The following is a 20,398-nucleotide window of genomic DNA, read 5'->3' on the forward strand; positions in this document are numbered from 1 at the left end:
TTTGCTTAAGTTAAAAATATAAAATCAATTTAAAGAGCTATTAATTTTTCAATAAATTTTAATTTTAAAACATTGGTATTTTATTTTTTGGCAAACTCTTTAATTAGGATTTTATTCTCTAAACAATAAACAACAAAAGCTCTTGAACTTTTTTTCAAAATTTCATCCACGGCAAGTTTATATTCACAAACTTGTTCCTTATGCTTCTCTTGCATTGCAAGGCTTGTTTTATAATCTATAATTATCGCTTCTTCATCGTCTAAAGCGAGTAAATCTAGTCGTTTGATTTCTCCTTGAAAACTCAATGTTTGTTCTTTGAAAAGTTGTTTATTTTGAAGAAGGGTTTGAAATTCTTTATTCTCAAGTAAATTTTTAATTCTTATAAACAATGCTTTAAATTCTTCATCATCTAAAAAGCATCTAAATTTACTCTTGGTATTTTGATAAGCTAAGTCGATATTTTCACCGCTTGGTAGTTTTAAATTTTGCATAAAAAAATGAAAAGCGTTTCCAAAATAAATTTCTTTAGAATCTAATTTTTCATTGGAATCAATTTCTTGCAAACCAACCTTTTCGAATTCTTTCAAAGCAGGAGGTAAAATTTCCTCTTTTTGCTCGTAAAAATCTTGAAATTCTAATGTTCCAATTTCTTGCTCATTAATTTCAAGCATTGAATTTAAATAACTAGGATAACTCCCGTGCTTAAAATCTTTATTTCTTTTAATGATAATCAAAGAGTCTCTAGCTCGAGTAAAAGCCACATAAAGCTTATTCATATCATCTTCATAATCGGCCTTGGTTATATTGTCTATAAAAGCTTGATAGTTATGTTCTTTGGTTAATTTGCGTATATTGTCTCTTAAATGGAGTTGCCAACCTTGATTAATATCATATTCTAGCATGATATTATCATTATTTGTATTATTTTTTGAAAGACTGTCTATCAAAATCACGTGCTTAAATTCCAAGCCTTTAGATTTATGCACAGTCATAATGCTTATCCCCATATTTTGTTCGTTGATAATTTTTAAAGGACAAGATTCAAATAAAAGTTTTAAAAAATCCTCTTTTTCTCTAGCATACTCTATAAATTGGATTAAAGCAATATCACTAAGATCAAGTTTTAAATTTTTAATCAAATAAAGTAAATTTTCTATAGCACTTCTTGCTAAGTCAAGATTTAATCTCAAAGGTTCAAATCCTAAAAATTCTTTTAAAAAATGTAAATAAAACTCATCTCCAAAAATACAATATTTTGCATATTCTAAAACAACCTTCACGCTGGCTTTATTTTCAAGTAAAATATTGCTTTGCGTGAATGCTTGAATTTTATGCTCTTGTAAAAATTCTAAAATCATATCTGCATCATCATTTTTCCAACATAAAATACAAATATCATCTAAAGAAATATTTCTATCTTTTAAAAAATAAATTTGTTCTAGCAATGCTTCAAGTGCTTTTTCTTTTATCTCTTCAGCTTTTGTTTCTTTTGTTTCAATAACACGTATAAAGCCTCCTTTTTTATCTTCTAAAGAAAGTTGTGACGTATAATCTTTTATTTTATTTTTAAACACTTCATTAATAAAATGAACTAAATTTTCTTTAGAACGATAATTGACTTTGAGTTGATCTTTTTTGATTTGCTTAAAATCAAGCTGCAATAAATCAAAAAGTTCTTTTTTACCTTTTCTAAAACGATAAATACTTTGTTTTTTATCTCCAACATAAAAAAAAGTTCTATTTTTTTTCACGCCTTCACCCGAAACAAGCTCAGCAATTAAAGGATATAAAATCTTATATTGAATAACGCTTGTATCTTGAAATTCATCGATGAGTAAATGAGAAATATATCCATCCAAGCGAAAATAAATCATATCCTTAAAATCGCTCGTAATTAAATCAAAAACTCTTCGACTAATATCACTAAAACTTAAAACATTTTTTTCTTTTTGTATAGAATTTTTTGCTCTACTATAATAATTTAAAAGATTCATTAAATTAGCAATTTTATATTGCTCAAGCTCAATAGCATAATCATTTAAAGCATTGATAAATTCTTCTCTTTTTAAGTTAAAATTCGCATCCTCATCGTTTAATTTTTGCAAATACTTTGTTTCTTCAAATTTTGACATAAAACTTGTTTTGATAAATTCATTTAAATCCAAAGTTTCATTTTCAAAATTTCGCTCTAAATATTTATTTTTTAAACTTAAACAATACGTTCTTAGTTCATTATAAGCTTTATTGATTTTTGCTTTTGATGGATTTGGAATTTTTACACATTCTTTATAGTAAGCATTTTCATAAAATCTTTCTAATTCATTATAAAAATCTTGACTTTCTTCTATATTGACCAAATAATAGGCTAAATCTTTTAATTCTTCCCTATTTAAAAGCTTTAAAAAAACAGCCTTGATATCGAGTTTTTCTTCGCTAATATTAAAATCACTACTAAGTCCCAAATTTAAAGCAAAAGCTCTAACAATCTTGCTAAAAAAAGCATCAAAGGTGCTGATTTTTAACTCTTGTCTTAAAAATTCTTGCTTTTTAGCATCTCTTAAAGCTATGAGTTTCTTTTTTTCTATACCTAAAAGTTTGCATAATTCTTGAGATTCACTCTCTTTTTCTTCGCTTTCTAAATTTAAAAAAGTATCAATGATTCTTTTTTGCATTTCATTAGCAGCTTTTTTAGTAAAGGTTAAAGCTAAAATTTCATTTATTTTTGCGTTTTTTAAAATAAGAGCTATAAAACGAACACTCAAAGCAAAGGTTTTACCGCTACCAGCACTTGCCTCTAGGGCTAAAAAAGGCTCAAAAGTCATTTCACTTCCTTTTTATAAATCAACTTATAAGGGCAATAATTATCTTTTTTGTTTTCAAACTCCATTTCTTCTTTACTTTCATCTAGTAAATTTTTTAAACTTTCCTTCAAATCAATCAAACTTTTAGCTTTTTCTTTTGTAAATTTCATACGTTTTAAATCATAAAAAAAAGCTTGAGCATTCTCATCATAAAGAGCTTGATAAAAAGCTAACTGATAAGAATCTATAGGAATTTTTCCACTTTTATAATCGATAATAAAATTTTCGCCCTCACGATAATCGATTCTATCGATAACTCCTATTAATCTTATTGACTCTTTTCCAAAACGTAAAACTTTAGGAGGAAGTTTAAGATCAGCAGGAGGCCACTCTAATTTATCAACCTTATATCCTTCATCAAAATGCTTTTGTTCATTTTTGTAAAAATTTTCAAATCGTATTTTTAAAATTTCTAATTCCAAATCACTAATGCCATATTTTGAACTTTCTCTTTGTAATAATTTATTAAAAATACTGCAATCAAAATAATTTTTTGAATTTTCTTTATAATAAATTTCTAAAATCTTATGGATAAAATTACCCTCGTTTTTAAAATTGCTTTCATAGCTTAAAGCTCTAGCTTCTTTTAAATTTAAAATATAACGATAATAATAAGTTCTTTTTTGATTTAGAAGCAAGCTAAAACGAGTAAAAGATAAGGGTTTTTCAAATGGATCGTGTTTTAAAACAGGAGCTTTAATAGGCTCTAAATTTAATCTTGTGCTCTGATAATCAAGCTTTAATGCATCTAAATAAGTCTTAGAATTTGGTTTTTCATAAAAATATTTTATATCAAGATCATCTAAAAAACGTGATTTTCTTTGCTCTTCATTTTCAACATAAGAAATACTTACTTTTTTAGCATTTTTGATTAAGTTTTCATAATAAAATCTTTGCAAATTCTCTCTTCGTTCGTAGCTGATTAACCCTGCTTTTTTACGAATTTCATTATTTAAAAAAAGTTCATTAATACTTCTTTTAGGAATCACATCTTCATTAAAATCAACGATTACAACTCCGTCAAAATGAAGTCCTCTACTTTCTAAAAGCCCCATAACAGTAACTTTTCCGCCGCCAACATAACTTAAATTTAAATTTGAAATGTGTATAAAAAAAAGCTGGAGTAATTCTTTAACTTTCAAAGACTGATTTTTTAACAACTCCTTGATAAAATACAATTCTTTTTGGATGATACTGATAAGTTCTTGTTTTTCATTTTCTAAAAATTGAATTATTAAATTTTCAAACTGCTCAAAATTAAATTGTTGATCAAATTGACTCTTAAAATTTTCAAAATCAAGATTTAAATAATGCAAAAAAGTATTATGATAATCAAAAATTGTATCTTCATTTAAAAAATAATCTTCTTGCTTTTGATAATAAAATGATTCAGAATTTGCAGAATCATAAAGTATTTTTAGTTTTTGATAAAATAAACTCTCTTTGATATTAATACCACTAGCAAAATTAAACATATTGTTTTTATCAAACAATCTTAAAAGATCACAAAAACTTTCATCTGGCGTTATAATAACTATATTTTCAGGCTTTAATCCTTCTCTTAAAAAATGAGAAACTTCATCCATTGCAAAGGCACATTGCAAACTTCTAATTTCAAATGATTTGACTTTAATTTGCGAGTTTTGAGTATAAATTTTTTCTTTTTTAAGAATTTTTCCTTCATTTAAACTCACTTCATAGTAAAATTCTGTTTCAAGTTCCATATCTTTTAGAAAATCAAATTTGGAAAAATACTCATAATTAAATCGACTTACCCTAAAACATAAAATCACTTCTTTATAGTCGGCAATTTGCAAAAACAAATCTTCTTCAAATTTACTTAAAAAACCCTCTAAATTATAAATAATAACATCATATTCATCTATAAAATCAAAATTAATCAAGTAATCTTTCACCAAAGATAAATCATCATGAAGATGATTCTTTTTAAGCAAGGCAAGATAATGATCAAATACTTCTTTTAAAATTTCTAAATGTTCATTATAACTTGCATAATAATCATTATTTTTAAGATCATTAATACTTTTTTTCTCTAAGCTTAGTTCTTTAAAGAAAGAGAATAAATATTCATTGTTTTTTAAAAAAGTAAAAAAATCAGCACTAATTCCCAATTCTTTCTCTAAATTTTTACTTTTTAAACACGCTTCTTGCATCAAAAGCAAACTCTCATAAGAACTTGCCTTGTGAGAATTAACTAAACATACTCTCTCTAAAAAATCTTGTATGCTTATAGCATTATCAAGCAAAACATTTAAAGTTTTGCTTTGATCGTAATATTCTTTAATCTTTCTAGTGGAGCCAAATATTCTAAGTTTCATTTAGCATATAATTCATAGTTAAAAAAGCCTATTGTTTGAGGATTTTCAATCAGCTTAAATTTTAATTGCCATCTACCTTCTTCGATTTTAGAAGGAAAAGCGATGCTTAAAATTCCTTGTTTTATTTGTCCTTGTAATTTTTGATCATCTTTTTTTATATGAGGCCTAGTAAGTAAAATTTCATACTTTAAATTTTGAACATCTGCTTTTCCTAAAGATTCTATTTTAAAATTAGCTACATAAGAATTTGAATTAATTGTATAGATGGGAACTTTTCTTGCTCCTACTAACTTGAAATTGGCATTTTCAAATTCAACTTTAAAAAGTTTATTAAAATTTTCTTGTTGTTTTTGAATTTCATTATAGTTATTTTCTACATTTTGATAAGAATCGAAATAAAAATCATCTTCATATACAGGATTATCGCTTGCTATCACAACTGTTGCAATAGAGGCTCCTATAATCAATAAAAAAGCAATTAACAAACCATAAGGCCAAAAAGTTTTTTTATTTTTATACATTTTTCTTCCTTTTCATTCTTCTTTGCGTATAATAAAGTAATGCAAAACAAACAAAACCATAAATTAAAATTCTCAAAATATTAATTGTATCTCGATTGGCATTGCCTATAGAATTTTCTAGTTTTATTCCTCTAGCTTGTGCTATACGATCTGTGATATCGGCATAACCATTTAAAATGGCAGCATTATAGATATCGCCTTTTTTAGTCGCCAAAATAGGCAAAATTGAACCTGTTCCAGAATAAGGACTAAGCACAGTTTCTTTGTCGATCAAAATTAAAGCTCCTTTTGATCCGACTATATCAACTTTATGAGATTTTTTAGATAAAATTAGTAAAATATAAGATTTTGGTATTCTCTCTTGCATATTCAATAAAGTTTCAAAATCTGCTTCATCGCTTGCAATAACTCCAACAAAAATTCCACTTTTTTCTTGAAGCTCTTTACCAATTAAATTTATTTCGTTAACAACTTTCTGATTTAAAATATTTTCATTTAAAACTACAGAATCAAAAGCAAAAATTTTTAAAGGTAAAAAAAGAAATAAAAAGATGGTTCTTGAAAAACCATCTCGTAATATTTTTCTCATCCTATATGAAGATGATTTACAGTAAGTACTGACCAAGCAGTAATACCTGCAGCAACAATCAAACCAATAACAATTAAATATTCCAGTGCCTTATTCATTGTATTTTCCTTTACTTTATAATTCTATGATCTTGCTCTTTTGAACCAAACATTTTAACACTTTGAACATCTTTAAGACTATAAGGTTTTTGCATTACTTCTTGCTGTGCTTTAAGACCCAAAATTGTAAAAACAACTAAAATTGAAAGCAATAACACTGTAGCTATTAGCATACCAGTTATTCCAGATAAAGAAAATACGCATCTATTTGTGTTTTCCATTATTCACCCCTTGAAAGAGAAATTACATATTCACCAACAGCTTCTTTTTGAATGTCATTTAGCGTAGGAAATGCTGGCATAGTTCCTATAAAACCTTTTTTACCACTATGTAAAACGTCTACCACAAACGCTGCTGAACCATATTTTGTAAGATTAGGGAAGATTCCATCTTGACCCTTTCCATCTTCACCATGACAACTTGCACAAGTTGCATAAGCCTGTTTACCTTTTTCAACTAATTCTTCATTTTTAGTTTGCTTAATAGCTGAAATATCTTTTGCCACATACGCAGCAATAGCTGGAATATCTTCTTGTGCTATTCCTAAATCAGCTGCTGCTGGCATTTCTCCTCCTGGAAAATTCATACCTTTAGAACCATGCTTAATAACATCTATAATACCTTCTTCACTACCCCAAATATTTAAATTTTGAGCTTTTCCATTAATTCCATCAGCGGTAATTCCATGGCAAGGAGAACATTGAACTAAAAAGATATTTTGTCCCATAGCTATTTTATCTTTGGAAGATAAATTTTTAAATTTTTCTTCGAATTTAGTATTATAAGCTTTAACTTCTTCGTTATATTGACCTATACTTGAAAAAGCTTTTAGAGGATATCCCCATAAAAAATACCAAATTGCCCAAACAATAGCAAGAAAAAAGACAACAGCCCAACCGGTTGGAATAGGATTTTTATATTCACCTATTTCATCCCATTGATGTTCACTAAGTTCCGCTTCATCTTTTTTTTCTTCTTTCATTTTTTTAAACATTCTACTCACGATTACAAGTGTGATTAGAATAATAAGAACAGCTCCGATTAAAGACAATAAATTAATATTATCTCCTAAATTTAACCATTGCATTAAGCACTCCTTTTATTTTCTAAAACGCTATCATTAATATCATCACTTAAGGCAAGATTTGCATATTTTTCATAATTTCTCTCGCCAGTTTTTTCTACTCTATAAAGATGATACCAATAAGTATATAAAACTATCGATAAAAACATTACAAGGAAAAAAAATCCATATCCTTGAAAAATTTCCCACTCATGTTTTTGAACTGCTACCAAATTAAAAGTGACTAAATTCTTAATCACATTAAAAATAATTGATAAATGTTCCATAGCTTTACTTTAAACTATTTAAATAGGCAATTAAAGCGACAATTTCTTTAATCTCACCTTTAGAAAAAGCCTTTTTTACTTCTTCATTTTTCATTTGATCAACTATAGTCTGAGCCTCAGCTTTTACTTCTTCTTGAGCATCCTTCCAAGATCCAAGTTTTGTACCATTTTCTACATCATAAGGTACATTAAAAACTTTTTTTACAGTTAAGGCTTCAGCATAAGCTGTTTCTATATCAGCATTATCTTTAAATATATGTTTATAAGCAGGCATAATTGAATTTGGTACTACTGAAGTAGGTTCCCACATATGATTTTCATGCCAATCGGTTGTTCTATAACCTCCTACACGCATTAAATCAGGTCCTGTTCGCTTTGATCCCCATAAAAATGGTCTATCATAAGCATATTCACCACTAAGAGAATACATACCATAACGATCTGTTTCAGATTTAAATGGACGAATTAACTGAGAATGGCAAGCATTGCAACTCTCTTTTATATAAATTTGACGTCCTGCAAGCTGTAAAACGGTATAAGGTTTTTTTCCTTCAATAGGTCTTGCATTTTCTGTAAAATTAGGTAAAACCTCAACAATTCCAGCATAAGCAATCACAAAAAAAACAGCTACAGCAAAAAAGAATGGATTTTTTTCTAACCAACTAAACATATTTTCTCCTTCTTATATTGCCATAGGTGAAGCGCTTTTTGGCTCTTTATCAAGCACTCTTCCGCAAGCAATTGATTTATAAATATTATAAGTAAACATAAAGAAACCAATAAGATATAATAAACCACCGATAGCTCTAATCCAATAATAAGGCACTATAGCCACAACTGTATCGATGAATGAATAACTAAGATTTCCATATTCATCAGTTGCACGCCACATCATACCCTGGGTTATACCTGCAATCCACATTGAGCTAAAATAAAGTACTATACCTGTAGTTTGAATCCAAAATTGAACTTCCATTAAAGATTTACTATAAAGTTCTCTTTTAAACACTCTAGGAGTCATATGATAAAGTGCTGCCATAATCATAAAGCCTACCCAACCTAATGTTCCATCATGAACATGTCCTGGAATCCAATCAGTAAAATGTGCTAAAGCATTAACAGATTTTATAGAAAGAATAGGTCCTTCTAATGTTGAAAACATATAAAAAGTTGATGCTAAAATCATAAATTTAATCAATGGACTTTCGCGAAGTTGACTCCACTCGCCTTTCATCGTAAGCATGATATTGATTGCTGATCCCCAAGAAGGTAAAATAAGCACTATTGAAAATACAGAACCCATAGTTTGCATCCAATCAGGAACGGTTGAATAAATTAAGTGGTGTCCACCTGCCCAAAGATAAACAAACATTAATCCCCAAAATGCAAATAAAGAAAGTTTATAAGAAAAAATTGGCTGACCACTTTCTTTTGGCAAGAAATAATAAATTTGCGCAATAATTCCAACAGTAAATACAAAAGCAACCGCATTATGTCCATACCACCATTGAACTAATGCATCATTAGTTCCTGCATACATTGATACACTATGCCACCATTTTCCCATACCTGCAACAAAATAGGTTGGAACTTCCATATTGTTGAAAAGATAAAGCATAGCAATGCCTAAAAAAGTTGCTATATAATACCAAAGAGAAATATAAAGAGTCTTTTCGCGTCTAATTCCAATAAGGCCAAAAATACTCATACCCCACAATACCCAAACAATAACAACCAAAATATCTAAAGGCCATTCAAGTTCTGCGTATTCTTTAGAAGTAGTTATACCTAGAAATAAAGAAATAACAGCCAAAACCATAGTAAGCATATAAAGCCAAAAATGAAGCTTACCTACAGCCATTAAAAATTTTGATTCAGCCATACTTACCTTAAGAACACGTTGTCCTATATAGTACCAAGTGGCCCAAATTCCAGAGAGCATAAAACCAAAAATCACTCCTGAAGTATGAAGAGGTCTTAGTCTTGAAAAAGTCGCATACTCTCCTGCCAAATAATTTAAATTAGGATATGCCATTTGAAAAGCTATTAAAGTTCCTATGGCCATACCAATAATACCAAACAATATAGTAGCAAACATGAAATATTTTGCAACTGTATAGTCGTAACTTAGTGCATTACCTGGATGCATGGATTTTCTCCTTAAAATTTTTAAATAATCAAATTGCATTATATAATACTAATTATACATTTTTTCTTAAAAAATATAATTTTATTAATCATTTGTTATCAATTATAATTTATGTCCATAATTAATAATATTATTTTAATCTTAAAAAGAATCAAATTTAATAATTTACAAAGGATATAAAACCGGTATAAGCAAGTTTTAAACCGTAAGCTATGATGATAATATAAGCTATATAATTAAATATTTTTTTAAAAACCTCACTCAAAAATTGTGATATTTTTGTAAAAAATAACATAGCGGGAAGAGTTGAAAATCCAAAAATTAACATTATACATATGCTTTCTAAAATATTTTCCCTTTTCATCGAATCTATCAAATAAAAATAAACCAAACCACAGGGCACAAAACCGTTAATAAATCCTAAGATAAATGCTGATTTTATACCTCTAAAATTCATAGATTTTTTAATCAATTTTTGCAATAAAGAATCTAAAAAAATATGATTTTCAATAAAAGCAAGAAGATTTCCTCTAAAAATCAAAGCACAACCTAAAATAATCATAAATATACCAAAAAGAAAAAATGAAAAACTTTGAATTTTGGCATTAATAGCTAATATATTTCCAAAAATTCCACAACATATCCCCAAGACAACATAAGCAAAAATTCTAGATAACTGATATAAAAAAGTTAATAAAAATAAATTTTTATGAGTTGAATTTAGCTTCATAAAAACTAAATTAAAGCCACCACACATAGAATAGCAATGTCCAAAGCTTGACAAAAAAGCTACGCTAAAAATAACAAAAAAATCAATATTTAGCAAAATCACATCAAATCGATAAATTCTTTAAAAATATATTTACTCTCATGAGGCCCAGAAGAGCTTTCTGGATGATGTTGGACGGATATAATCGGATAATCTTTATATTTAACACCTTCAACATTATCTCCAAAAAGATTACGATGTGTAATAAAAGCAACTTCACAAAGTTCTTCTGGAACATTATAGTTATGATTTTGTGCAGTAATTTCAATACTTTTATTATTTAAATTAATGACAGGATGATTCGCTCCATGTTGGCCAAATTTCATTTTATAAGTCTCATAGCCAAAAGCATTGCTTAAAAGCTGATGACCTAGACAGATTCCAAGTATAGGAATTTTCACTTTGGTAAGTTTTTTAATCTCTGCAATTTCTTGTTTTAAAATTTTTGGCTCACCTGGACCATTCGAAAGAAATACACCTTGAATTTCCCCTTGTTTGTAAAGCTTTATAAGATCATCTGCTTTGACATTATAAGGAAAAACTTCCACTTCCAAACCTGCCTCAACTAGCTCATTTAAAATATTAATCTTTACTCCATAGTCAATAACAGCAACTTTTTTTGCACTTCTTTTAGCTTCATTATAACTTTGAGTTGTATGGTTCCAAACGCCTTGTTTATGAACATAAGATTGTTTTGTACTGACTTCTTTAACAAAATTAACTTCTTCAATTTTTGCCGATTTTTCTAAAGCAGACTTTAACTCTTCTTTATTTGAAATTTCAGTCGATACAATAACTCTTAAATTTCCAAAATCTCGAATCATTTTAACTAAATATCTCGTATCAAGATCATATATTCCTATTTTCTCGTGTTTTTTTAGATATCCATCCAAACTTTGCTTAGCACGAAAATTAGAAAAAGTAGAACTTAATTCACGTATTAAAATACCGCTAGCAAAAACTTCTTTACTTTCATTATCACAATCATTTGTGCCCACTATACCAATCTCTGGCATAGAAAAAACGATAAATTGTCCCGCATAAGAAGGATCTGACATGATTTCTTGATATCCAGTTAAAGAAGTATTAAATACAAGTTCACCAAAGAAAGTTCCATTTTTACCAAAAGCTTTAGCTGTTAAAAAAACATCATTTTCTAAATAAACATAAGCTTTCATGGCTTAAAACATTCCCTTTTTTCTAAGCTCTTCTTGATAAAGTTTTTCAAAGATTAACTCATATTCTTCACTACCTGGAACCGGTTTAGTTTTATAATTGCTTATTTTTTCATATACCTCATCTTCTAAATTTTCATAAATTTTAAGGTAATTTTCTATACTAGAAAAAATTAAGTTTTTTACTCTATTTTCACTAACTGTAAAATTAATATAATCATTTTCTATAAGTTCTTCCAAAATCTTATGCGCTAAACGATTATGACGATCTTCTAAATTTAAAATAACATCAAATTCAGATGCAAGTTTTTTTTTGACAAGCCAAAACATATTTTTTCTATCAACTTGCATGAGTTCCATTTCATCTTCTTGTTCTTCTAAAAGTTCTTTGATTCTTTCATCTAATTTTCTTTCATTAAAGACATCGATTTCTAAAATTTTCTTAATACAAGGATTTAACTCTTCTATATTACTCTTAATTTCAACAAAAGAAGAATTTACCAAATCCAATACTATTTTATTTGTAATATAAGGTATATGTGGCAATTTTATACGCATTTTCAAACCTTTAAATAATGATCTTAAAATAATAATATATTTATGTTAAAAAACAAATTTAATGAGTTTTATTATTGTCTATATTTTTTAATAATAAAGTTAATTCACTTGCTTTTTTAGGATCCATTTTAGAAAGAACCCCTGAAATTTTTCGAGACTCTAATGAAAACATAATCTTGCTCGCATCCTCAGCATCCATTTGACTTAATACATCAGCTATAGCTGCATCTTTCATTTGAGAATAAATTTCTTTTACTCTGCCTTCTGTCTTTTTATTAATAGAACTTAAAATTTTCTGTTGCTCTTCTAATAATTTGGCATTTTGATCTTTTAAAGATTGAATCTGTGCTAAAGTTGCATTAACCTCGGCTTCTTTCTTAGCTAAAGTATCTAATTTTTCTTTTTGCAAAGCCTCAAAAGACGCCTTGTAAGCTTCTAAAGCTTGTCTAGCTTCATCAAATTCTTTTGTTTGCAACTCAAGCTGTGCTTTTCTAGCTTCAAAATACTCTTCACAATTTTGATCAGCACCAAAAACTATATTTAAACAAAAAATCAAAGAAATAAATTTTTTACTCATTTTTATCCTTTTTAAAAAAACGGCTAATAGCTATTTCATCGAGAAACTTTTCTTCAATCTTAGCAAGTTCTTTTTGCTTTTGTTTGATTTCTTCAGTCTCTAAAACTTTCATTTTTTCATAATCTAAATGGGCTTTTTTGTACAAAAATTGATAATGAACCATCTCTTTTTTTGAAAGTTCTACTTTTTCTTTAGCTCTAGCTAAAGTCTCTCTTCCTATTTGTCTCATAGCTAAATTTGATCTTAATTCCGAAACGGAACCTGATTGCGGTAAGATACTCAAACTCTCACATTCTTTTCTAGAAAGCTCAAGCATTTTTTCGCTATCAAGCTGTCTTTGCTTAGCTTGGTTTAAATTTGATTCCGCTTTATCAAGTTGTTGCTTTTTTACTTTTACAACAGAATTATATTTGCTTTTCATAAAATAATAGTATCTTCTCTTTCTGGACTTGTAGAGATAAATTTCACTTTAACTCCACAAAGTTCTTCTAGCTTTGTGATATATTTTTTAGCATTTTCTGGCAATAAATCATAATCCCTGATTCCAAAAACCTTATCCCAACCATCCATTTCTTCATAAATAGGTTGAACATTTTCTAAATCACTTGGAACATAATCAATTTCCATTCCATTATATTCATAAGCTCGGCAAATTTTGATCTTTTCAAAACCATCTAAAACATCAAGCTTCATTAAAGATAAAACATCTAAACCATTCAATCTTGCTGTATATTTTACCGCAACAGCATCAAACCATCCACAACGTCTTTTACGTCCAGTGCTTACTCCGATTTCTTTTCCAATTCGAGCAATTTTTTCTCCATCCTCACCTTTATCTTCAGTAGGAAAAGCTCCATTGCCCACTCTAGTTGTATAAGCCTTTACTATACCTATAATATTTCCTGCTTCTTTGGGATTTAAACCAAGACCAATTAAAGCTCCTGCTGAAATTGTACTTGAACTTGTTACATAAGGATAAGTTCCATGATCAATATCAAGCATAGAACCCTGAGCGCCCTCTAAAAGGACTTTTTTATCTTCATCCAAAGCTTTCCAAAGCATTCTTGTTGTATCTGTAATATAAGGAGTTAAAATTTCGCTAAATCTTTTAAGATCGTTTAATAAATCATCACTATCAGGAATTTCAACTCCTAAAAACTCCAAATAACTTCTATCAAGCTCAAAATCTTTCATTAAGGCATTGTGAAGTCTTTGAGGATCTAAGAGTTCACCTACTCTACGCCCTGTTCGATTGATTTTATCTGCATAAGAAGGACCTATACCTTTTCCAGTTGTTCCTATAGCATCTTTACCTTTAAGTTTTTCTTTTGCAATATCTATTAAAGAATGATGGCTTAAATTTAAATGCGCCCTATCACTTATATATAATCTACCTTTTAAATTTTCAAATTGTGCCATTTCAGCAATTAAAACTTCAGGAGAAACTACAACTCCATTTCCTATAATATTGACACATTTTGAATTTAATACACCACTTGGCATTAAATGAAGAGCATATCTTACTCCATTTACCCAAATGGTGTGTCCAGCATTATGCCCTCCTGCACTTCTACAAACAAAATCATAATTTTGGCACAATTTATCAACTATTTTGCCCTTTCCTTCATCTCCCCATTGAATACCAACGACAATATCTGCTTTGCTCATTATCATAATCCTTTGCATTGATTAAATGGCGAGAAGATGAGAGAATCGAACTCCCCAAAGAATAGCCAGCTACCCTTTCATCTGATTTGAAGTCAGTGGCGATCACCAGATACGCTAATCTTCCAAAGTTATTATAGCGGTTTTTAATAAAAAATAAAATAAATTTAAGATTAAGGAATTTCATTAAGCATTTTTTCATAAGCCATTTTTGAACCAGAATTTACTTTAGTCAATAAACTCCCAAAAATAATAACCAAAGAGGCCGCTAAAAAACCAGGTATCATTTCATATAAACTAGAATCAGCACAATTTTTCCACAATATCACCACTAAAGCACCTGAAATCATACCAGCAATAGCACCAAATTTTGTCATTCTTTTCCAAAAAAGTGAAAAAATAATAACCGCACCAAAACTACTACCAAAACCAGCCCAAGCATAAGAAACTATATTTAAAACGCTTGAATTTTTATCCATAGAAATTAAAAAAGCAACCAAGGCTACAATCAAAACACCTATTTTACCTAAATTTAAAACTACTTTATTAGATGCATCTTTCTTGAAAATTTTTTTATAAAAATCTTCAGCTATAGTCGAACTTGATACTAAAAGTTGCGAACTTGCTGTACTCATTATAGCAGCTAAAATCGCGGAAAGTAAAATTCCGGCAACCCAAGGATTAAATAAAAGTTGAGACATGAGTATAAAAATTTTCTCAGGATCTTCTAAATTAAGCTGAAATTTATAGATATAAGCAATACCTAAAATTCCAATCAAACAAGCACTAAATAAACACAAACTCATCCAAAAAATTCCTATAAAGGTAGCAATAGGGATATCCTTCACCGATCTAATTGACATAAAACGCACTAAAATATGAGGTTGTCCAAAATATCCAAGTCCCCAAGCAAGAGCAGAAATAATACTTACAAAACTGACATGATTTATAGATAAAGCCTCAGGTTTGATTTCTTTTATAATAGAAAATGCTTTAGAAACACCTCCTAAATGATAAAGCATAACTGATGGCACAACAATTAGGGCTCCTAGCATTAAAAGTCCTTGAATCATATCCGTCCAACAAACTGCTTTATAGCCCCCTAAAAAAGTATAAATAACAATGATTAATGTTCCAGTAATTAAAGCATAATCGTAACGAATTTGAAAAACACCTTCAAAGAGTTTCGCTCCACTCACAAGGCCTGAAGAAATATAAAAGGTAAAAAAAACTAAAATAACAATAGCACAAATCACACGTAAAATATGTTTATTATCATCAAAACGGGTTTCTAAATAATCAGGAATAGTCAAGGAATTTGCAATAATGCCTGTATAAATTCTTAATCTTTTTGCTATAAAAATCCAATTTAAAGTCGCACCGATAATCAAGCCAATCACAATATAAAAATTAATCAAACCGCCGATATATAAGGCTCCTGGCAAACCCATTAAAAGCCAACCACTCATATCGGAAGCACCTGCACTTAAAGCAGAAAGAGCAGGTCCTAAAGATCTTCCTCCTAAGAAATAATCCTCAGAACTTTTATTTTGTTTATAAAAATAAAAACCTATATAAAGCATTAAAAAGGTATAAACTGAAAACATTGTTATAATAGCCATGTTTATATGAACAACTTCCATCTTTTCCCTTAAAAATATTAAAACTTAATTAAACAAAAATAAATTTCTTTTCTGAAACTAAAACACATTGGGCAACAATATTTGCCTCAATACCTTCATTTCTTAACTCATCAAGACATTGCAAAGCTTGATTTTCATCTATAGCGATCAAAAGTCCTCCTGAAGTTTGAGGATCGCAAAGCAATAAATTTTCCTCATTTAAATCAGGATCCATCTCTTGAATAAATTCTAAATTTTTATACGCTCCAGCTGGAATTAACCCCATGTTATAATATTCCAAGGTTCCATCCAAGTAAGAAATTTTTTCCTTAAAAATTTCAAAACTAATTTGATCATTTAGCATTTCTCTTAAATGTCCTAAAAAGCCAAATCCCGTAATATCGGTCATAGCATGGATTTTAAATTTTAAAGCAATTTGACTAGCCTTAAAATTTAAAGACATCATACTTTCAACCATAGAATTTAAATGTTTTTCTTTTAAAAAATCTGCCTTTAAGGCCGTGCTTAAAATTCCAACTCCTAAGGGCTTGGTTAAAATGATTTTATCACCTAATTTTGCACGATTATTAGCTATAAAACGAGCAGGATGAACCTTACCAGTAACACTGAGTCCAAAAAATAATTCCGAACTTTCAATTGTATGTCCACCAACAATCAAACCCTTGCATTCATTTACCTTATCATTGGCACCCTCTAACATTTCCTTTAGTATCTCTAAAGAATGATTTTTAGTATCAAATCCAACTATATTTAAGGCATTTATCACTTCAGCCCCCATAGCAAATACATCACTAAGAGCATTAGCTGCAGCAATAGCACCAAAATGATAAGCACTATCGATCACAGGAGTGATAAAATCAAGAGTTTGAACAAGAGCTAAATCACTACTGAGTTTATAAACACTCGCATCTTCATTATTGCCAATATCGCTAAGTAAAGCTGGAGATTTTTGCATAAAATTTAAAATTGTTTTAAGACCACCCGGGCTTAGTTTTGCTGCTCAACCTGCCGCTTTTACAAAATGGGTTAAATTTTGTTTTTTATACTCCAAATTCTATCCTATAAAGTAATGATTTTTGCTTTTCCAAAAAGTTCATTAACAATCTCATAAGCATTTCCAATTGAACCAATTTTTAATTCTTTAGTTTTTCCAAAAAATTCCAAACAAGCTCCACAACTTATAATCTCTACTCCTAAGCTTTCCAATTCTTTCATAGCTATATGTGCTTTGTGATTTTCATCAGTATTTACTAAAACACTTTCATTAACACAAATAATTTTACTTGGAATATTTTCAATACTTTTTAAAGTATCTAAAAAACCAGCAAATAAATTTTGCCCTAATTCTCCAAAACCAACTTTATCTGCTTTTAAAAATAAGACGCTGTATTCATTAGCATTAACTTTATTTAAATCCACTTCTTTTTTTTCAACATAAACAATGATTTCATTTTCGTATTCTTTAAAAGCTGGATTTAAATTTAAAGAGTTTAAAAATTTTAGAACATTATTTTTAGAGATAGTAGAATTTAAAACAATTTCCAAACTCTCTCCATTATTTAAATTTTCAAGAGCTTTTTTTGTTTCAACCACAGGCTTGGGACAATCAAGATTTCTACAATCAATTTTCATTGTTTTTCCTTAATAAAATTATATTTTTGATGAATATAATTTTATTATAATCTTAAAATTTCTTTTTATTTACATCCTCTAAAATTGCACTAGCCACGTGATTTACTTCATTTGTAATATGGTTTGTATTATTAGCAATTTCGGCATTTTCTTTTGTAACAGCTTCAAGTTGCATTATTGTATCGCTAATCTGTGCAATTCCAGCTGTCTGTTCCTTAACAGATTCTGCTACTTCATTAATATTTTGAACTAATATATTAATATTAGCTTCAATTTCACTCAAAGATTTTCCTGTTCTTTCAGCAAGCTGTCTAACTTCATCCGCAACAACAGCAAAACCTCGTCCATGTTCTCCAGCACGTGCAGCTTCTATAGCAGCATTTAATGCTAAGAGATTGGTTTGTTCAGCAATATCTTTAATAACACTTGCTATATTTCTAATATCATCTGCTTGATTTGCAACTTCTAAAGTTCTTCCATTGATACTTTGCATAGAATGGTTAATCTGTTCTATGGTAGCCGCACTTTGCTCAAGTGATTGTGCCTGTATATCTGAACTTTCTGTTAATTTTTGCATTGAAGTTTTTAACTCTTCAGATTGTAAAGCCAAATTTTTAGAAAATTTAGAAGAAGTAATAAGCATTTTTCTAATTTCTCCACCTAAAATATTGGCTGTAAGCTCAACTCCTCCTTGAGCATTTTCTATTGTTTGACTAAAATCAAGTGCTTTATAACTATCAAATACTTGATTGATTTTATTCATATCAGAACCAATTTTATTTTGCAATACATCAAGCATTCTATTTAAAACATTTTTAAGTTCTACTAATTGAGGGTTAATAGGAACTTTAGAAATTCTTGTTCTGAAATTTCCACCTTCAATTTCTTTAACTGTTTGTACTGACTCATCAACCGCTTCTTGATCTTGCTTTAATGAAACACGAGTTTTTTCGATATTTTCATTTATCATTCTTCCCATAGAACCAAGTTCGTCATTAGAATAAATTTCTATAGGTTTAAGCTCTATTTTTTCATAATTTAAAAATTTAAAAAACGATTCTAAAGATTTCAATATAATTGGAAGTCTAATTCCAACTATTCTTCTAACACAATAATAAACAACAGCTAAAACTACAAATATAAAAATTAGTGAAGCCCCGATAATTAGCATTTGTAGTTTTCTTAAAGGTTTAAATATTGATTCCTTAGGCGCTGTTACCATAATACTCCAAGTCGAGTTACCAACTTTAAAACTACTTAAACTCGCATAAGAATCAGCACCTGTAGAAGCTACATAATCAAATATCCCATTTTTTCCTTCTGATATAGCCTTATAAACATTTTCAGTTTGATTATTCCTATTATTTTCTTGCATAAGATTTTTAAGCATTAAATTTTTATTTGGATGCACTGCTATATAGCCTTGCGAATTGAGCAAAACATTAAGCTGACCATCAAAAAGAAGATATTGTGGATCTAATAAATACTTAGAAATAATTTCAAAATCTAAAATTAAACCTACAACACCGATAAGCTTATTATGTTTACCAAAAACCGGCATAGCTAAATTTAAACCATTGAAATCTTTCCCATCAAGATTCATTTTTATAGCTCTACCTACATAAGTTTTATCTTCTCCATATTGGGCATTTTTTATAATATCTTGCACTATAGCTAAATTTGTAATATCATCTTGGGATTGAATGATTTCTATTCCACCTCGTTTATCAACCTCTTTGTCAGTATAAAGAATAACAAAATGACCTTTTTTGGTGTTAAAAAATTTACTTTCTTCCTTAAAATAAGCAGGAGGATCAAACAAATAAAGATAAGTAAAATTTGAATATGCACTATTATCAAAAAGATTTGTAAGAATATTAGTAATACCATCTATATCCCAATCTTCTTTATCTGTTGATTTTAGCATTTCCGTAAGAGTGTAAGCTTCACTTTTATTTAAAGCTATCATTTCATTAAATATACCTTGAGCACGAGTTGCATATTCTTTAGATGTCGTCGAAATAATACTTTCAGTGTTTTTAGAAATATTTTGGCTTACTTGCTCTGTAATCAAAAATATCAAAACTATTAATCCTAATATTACAATCGTTGCTACTGATAAAATTAATTTTGAAGCAATATTTAAAGACTTAAACATCGAATATCCTTAAATTTATTTTCTTTAAAAAACTTTATTTTAACATTATTTTACTTGCAAAAAAATAAATATATTGAAATCTATAATTACTTTTTATTCTTTAAAAATAATTCTTTAAAACGCTTATTAGCATATTCTTCTATATCTTTTTGCAAAATAGCAAAATTTTCCATAAGTTCTATAGCTCTAGGTGTTAATTTTGTCCCTGATTCTTTCGAGCGTCCTTGTCTTGTACTTACCAAAATTTCTTGAGAATTTTTTTGCTATTTTAAAAGCTGTTCCACAATCTAATTTTTCATTGCTATTTAGCATTT

The 20,398-nt window shown here is 28.6% G+C and carries 20 protein-coding genes, 1 tRNA gene and 1 pseudogene; all 22 read right to left on the minus strand.

Annotated elements, in window-relative coordinates; genetic code table 11:
- Positions 1–80: 80 nt before the first annotated feature.
- Entirely contained in the window at positions 81–2,822 is a 2,742-nt protein-coding gene (locus tag CQA69_RS02115; RefSeq protein ID WP_137620192.1) for a RecB-like helicase, read from the minus strand.
- Positions 2,819–5,200: a PD-(D/E)XK nuclease family protein gene (locus tag CQA69_RS02120; protein ID WP_137620193.1), complete on the minus strand. Its 2,382-nt coding sequence runs from the start codon at positions 5,198–5,200 to the stop codon at positions 2,819–2,821. Before CQA69_RS02120 ends, CQA69_RS02115 begins: the two co-directional genes overlap by 4 nt.
- Positions 5,197–5,721, minus strand: coding sequence for a FixH family protein (locus tag CQA69_RS02125; protein WP_137620194.1), 525 nt, complete (start codon positions 5,719–5,721; stop codon positions 5,197–5,199). The genes CQA69_RS02120 and CQA69_RS02125 overlap by 4 nt, the downstream gene beginning before the upstream one ends.
- On the minus strand, positions 5,714–6,310 hold the full coding sequence (locus CQA69_RS02130) for a hypothetical protein (RefSeq protein ID WP_137620195.1): 597 nt from the start codon (positions 6,308–6,310) through the stop codon (positions 5,714–5,716). The genes CQA69_RS02125 and CQA69_RS02130 overlap by 8 nt, the downstream gene beginning before the upstream one ends.
- Positions 6,307–6,408, minus strand: a complete 102-nt coding sequence (locus tag CQA69_RS02135; RefSeq protein WP_137620196.1) for a hypothetical protein — start codon at positions 6,406–6,408, stop codon at positions 6,307–6,309. The genes CQA69_RS02130 and CQA69_RS02135 overlap by 4 nt, the downstream gene beginning before the upstream one ends.
- An 11-nt stretch (positions 6,409–6,419) precedes the next feature.
- On the minus strand, positions 6,420–6,632 hold the full coding sequence (locus tag CQA69_RS02140) for a DUF4006 family protein (protein ID WP_137620197.1): 213 nt from the start codon (positions 6,630–6,632) through the stop codon (positions 6,420–6,422).
- On the minus strand, positions 6,629–7,495 hold the full coding sequence (locus CQA69_RS02145; protein ID WP_137620198.1) for a c-type cytochrome: 867 nt from the start codon (positions 7,493–7,495) through the stop codon (positions 6,629–6,631). The genes CQA69_RS02140 and CQA69_RS02145 overlap by 4 nt, the downstream gene beginning before the upstream one ends.
- Positions 7,495–7,758 carry a cytochrome c oxidase, cbb3-type, CcoQ subunit gene (locus tag CQA69_RS02150; RefSeq protein ID WP_137620199.1) on the minus strand — a complete coding sequence of 88 codons (264 nt, stop codon included), beginning with the start codon at positions 7,756–7,758 and terminating at the stop codon, positions 7,495–7,497. The genes CQA69_RS02145 and CQA69_RS02150 overlap by 1 nt, the downstream gene beginning before the upstream one ends.
- Before the next feature lie 4 nt (positions 7,759–7,762).
- Positions 7,763–8,428: a cytochrome-c oxidase, cbb3-type subunit II gene (gene ccoO / locus CQA69_RS02155; protein WP_137620200.1), complete on the minus strand. Its 666-nt coding sequence runs from the start codon at positions 8,426–8,428 to the stop codon at positions 7,763–7,765.
- Between the two features lie 12 nt (positions 8,429–8,440).
- Complete coding sequence (ccoN, locus tag CQA69_RS02160) at positions 8,441–9,907, minus strand: cytochrome-c oxidase, cbb3-type subunit I (protein WP_137620333.1); 1,467 nt, start codon at positions 9,905–9,907, stop codon at positions 8,441–8,443.
- Between the two features lie 157 nt (positions 9,908–10,064).
- Positions 10,065–10,739: a sulfite exporter TauE/SafE family protein gene (locus CQA69_RS02165; RefSeq protein WP_246023105.1), complete on the minus strand. Its 675-nt coding sequence runs from the start codon at positions 10,737–10,739 to the stop codon at positions 10,065–10,067.
- Positions 10,736–11,854, minus strand: coding sequence for a glutamine-hydrolyzing carbamoyl-phosphate synthase small subunit (gene carA, locus CQA69_RS02170; protein WP_137620201.1), 1,119 nt, complete (start codon positions 11,852–11,854; stop codon positions 10,736–10,738). Before carA ends, CQA69_RS02165 begins: the two co-directional genes overlap by 4 nt.
- A gap of 3 nt (positions 11,855–11,857) precedes the next feature.
- Positions 11,858–12,409 (minus strand): DUF507 family protein, encoded by a 552-nt coding sequence (locus CQA69_RS02175; RefSeq protein WP_137620202.1) that lies wholly within the window; start codon positions 12,407–12,409, stop codon positions 11,858–11,860.
- A gap of 58 nt (positions 12,410–12,467) precedes the next feature.
- Positions 12,468–12,986 carry a MotE family protein gene (locus CQA69_RS02180; RefSeq protein WP_137620203.1) on the minus strand — a complete coding sequence of 173 codons (519 nt, stop codon included), beginning with the start codon at positions 12,984–12,986 and terminating at the stop codon, positions 12,468–12,470.
- Positions 12,979–13,407: a flagellar export protein FliJ gene (locus CQA69_RS02185; RefSeq protein ID WP_137620204.1), complete on the minus strand. Its 429-nt coding sequence runs from the start codon at positions 13,405–13,407 to the stop codon at positions 12,979–12,981. Before CQA69_RS02185 ends, CQA69_RS02180 begins: the two co-directional genes overlap by 8 nt.
- Positions 13,404–14,654 carry an adenylosuccinate synthase gene (locus tag CQA69_RS02190; protein ID WP_137620205.1) on the minus strand — a complete coding sequence of 417 codons (1,251 nt, stop codon included), beginning with the start codon at positions 14,652–14,654 and terminating at the stop codon, positions 13,404–13,406. The genes CQA69_RS02185 and CQA69_RS02190 overlap by 4 nt, the downstream gene beginning before the upstream one ends.
- 26 nt (positions 14,655–14,680) lie before the next feature.
- Positions 14,681–14,778 (minus strand) — tRNA-Sec (locus CQA69_RS02195).
- Between the two features lie 46 nt (positions 14,779–14,824).
- Positions 14,825–16,294 carry a sodium/proline symporter PutP gene (gene putP, locus CQA69_RS02200; protein ID WP_137620206.1) on the minus strand — a complete coding sequence of 490 codons (1,470 nt, stop codon included), beginning with the start codon at positions 16,292–16,294 and terminating at the stop codon, positions 14,825–14,827.
- 28 nt (positions 16,295–16,322) lie between these two features.
- On the minus strand, positions 16,323–17,345 hold the full coding sequence (selD, locus tag CQA69_RS02205) for a selenide, water dikinase SelD (RefSeq protein WP_137620207.1): 1,023 nt from the start codon (positions 17,343–17,345) through the stop codon (positions 16,323–16,325).
- 8 nt (positions 17,346–17,353) lie between these two features.
- Positions 17,354–17,926, minus strand: a complete 573-nt coding sequence (yedF, locus tag CQA69_RS02210) for a sulfurtransferase-like selenium metabolism protein YedF (RefSeq protein WP_137620208.1) — start codon at positions 17,924–17,926, stop codon at positions 17,354–17,356.
- A 52-nt stretch (positions 17,927–17,978) separates the two neighbouring features.
- A complete protein-coding gene (ccaA, locus tag CQA69_RS09455; protein WP_137620209.1) occupies positions 17,979–20,084 on the minus strand; it encodes an aspartate chemotaxis receptor CcaA in 2,106 nt (701 codons plus the stop codon).
- Between the two features lie 86 nt (positions 20,085–20,170).
- A pseudogene (locus CQA69_RS09125) lies at positions 20,171–20,347 on the minus strand (winged helix-turn-helix domain-containing protein); the annotation flags it as partial.
- Positions 20,348–20,398: the final 51 nt, after the last annotated feature.

The organism is Campylobacter estrildidarum, assembly GCF_005406205.1.
Taxonomy (GTDB): Bacteria; Campylobacterota; Campylobacteria; order Campylobacterales; family Campylobacteraceae; genus Campylobacter_D; species Campylobacter_D estrildidarum.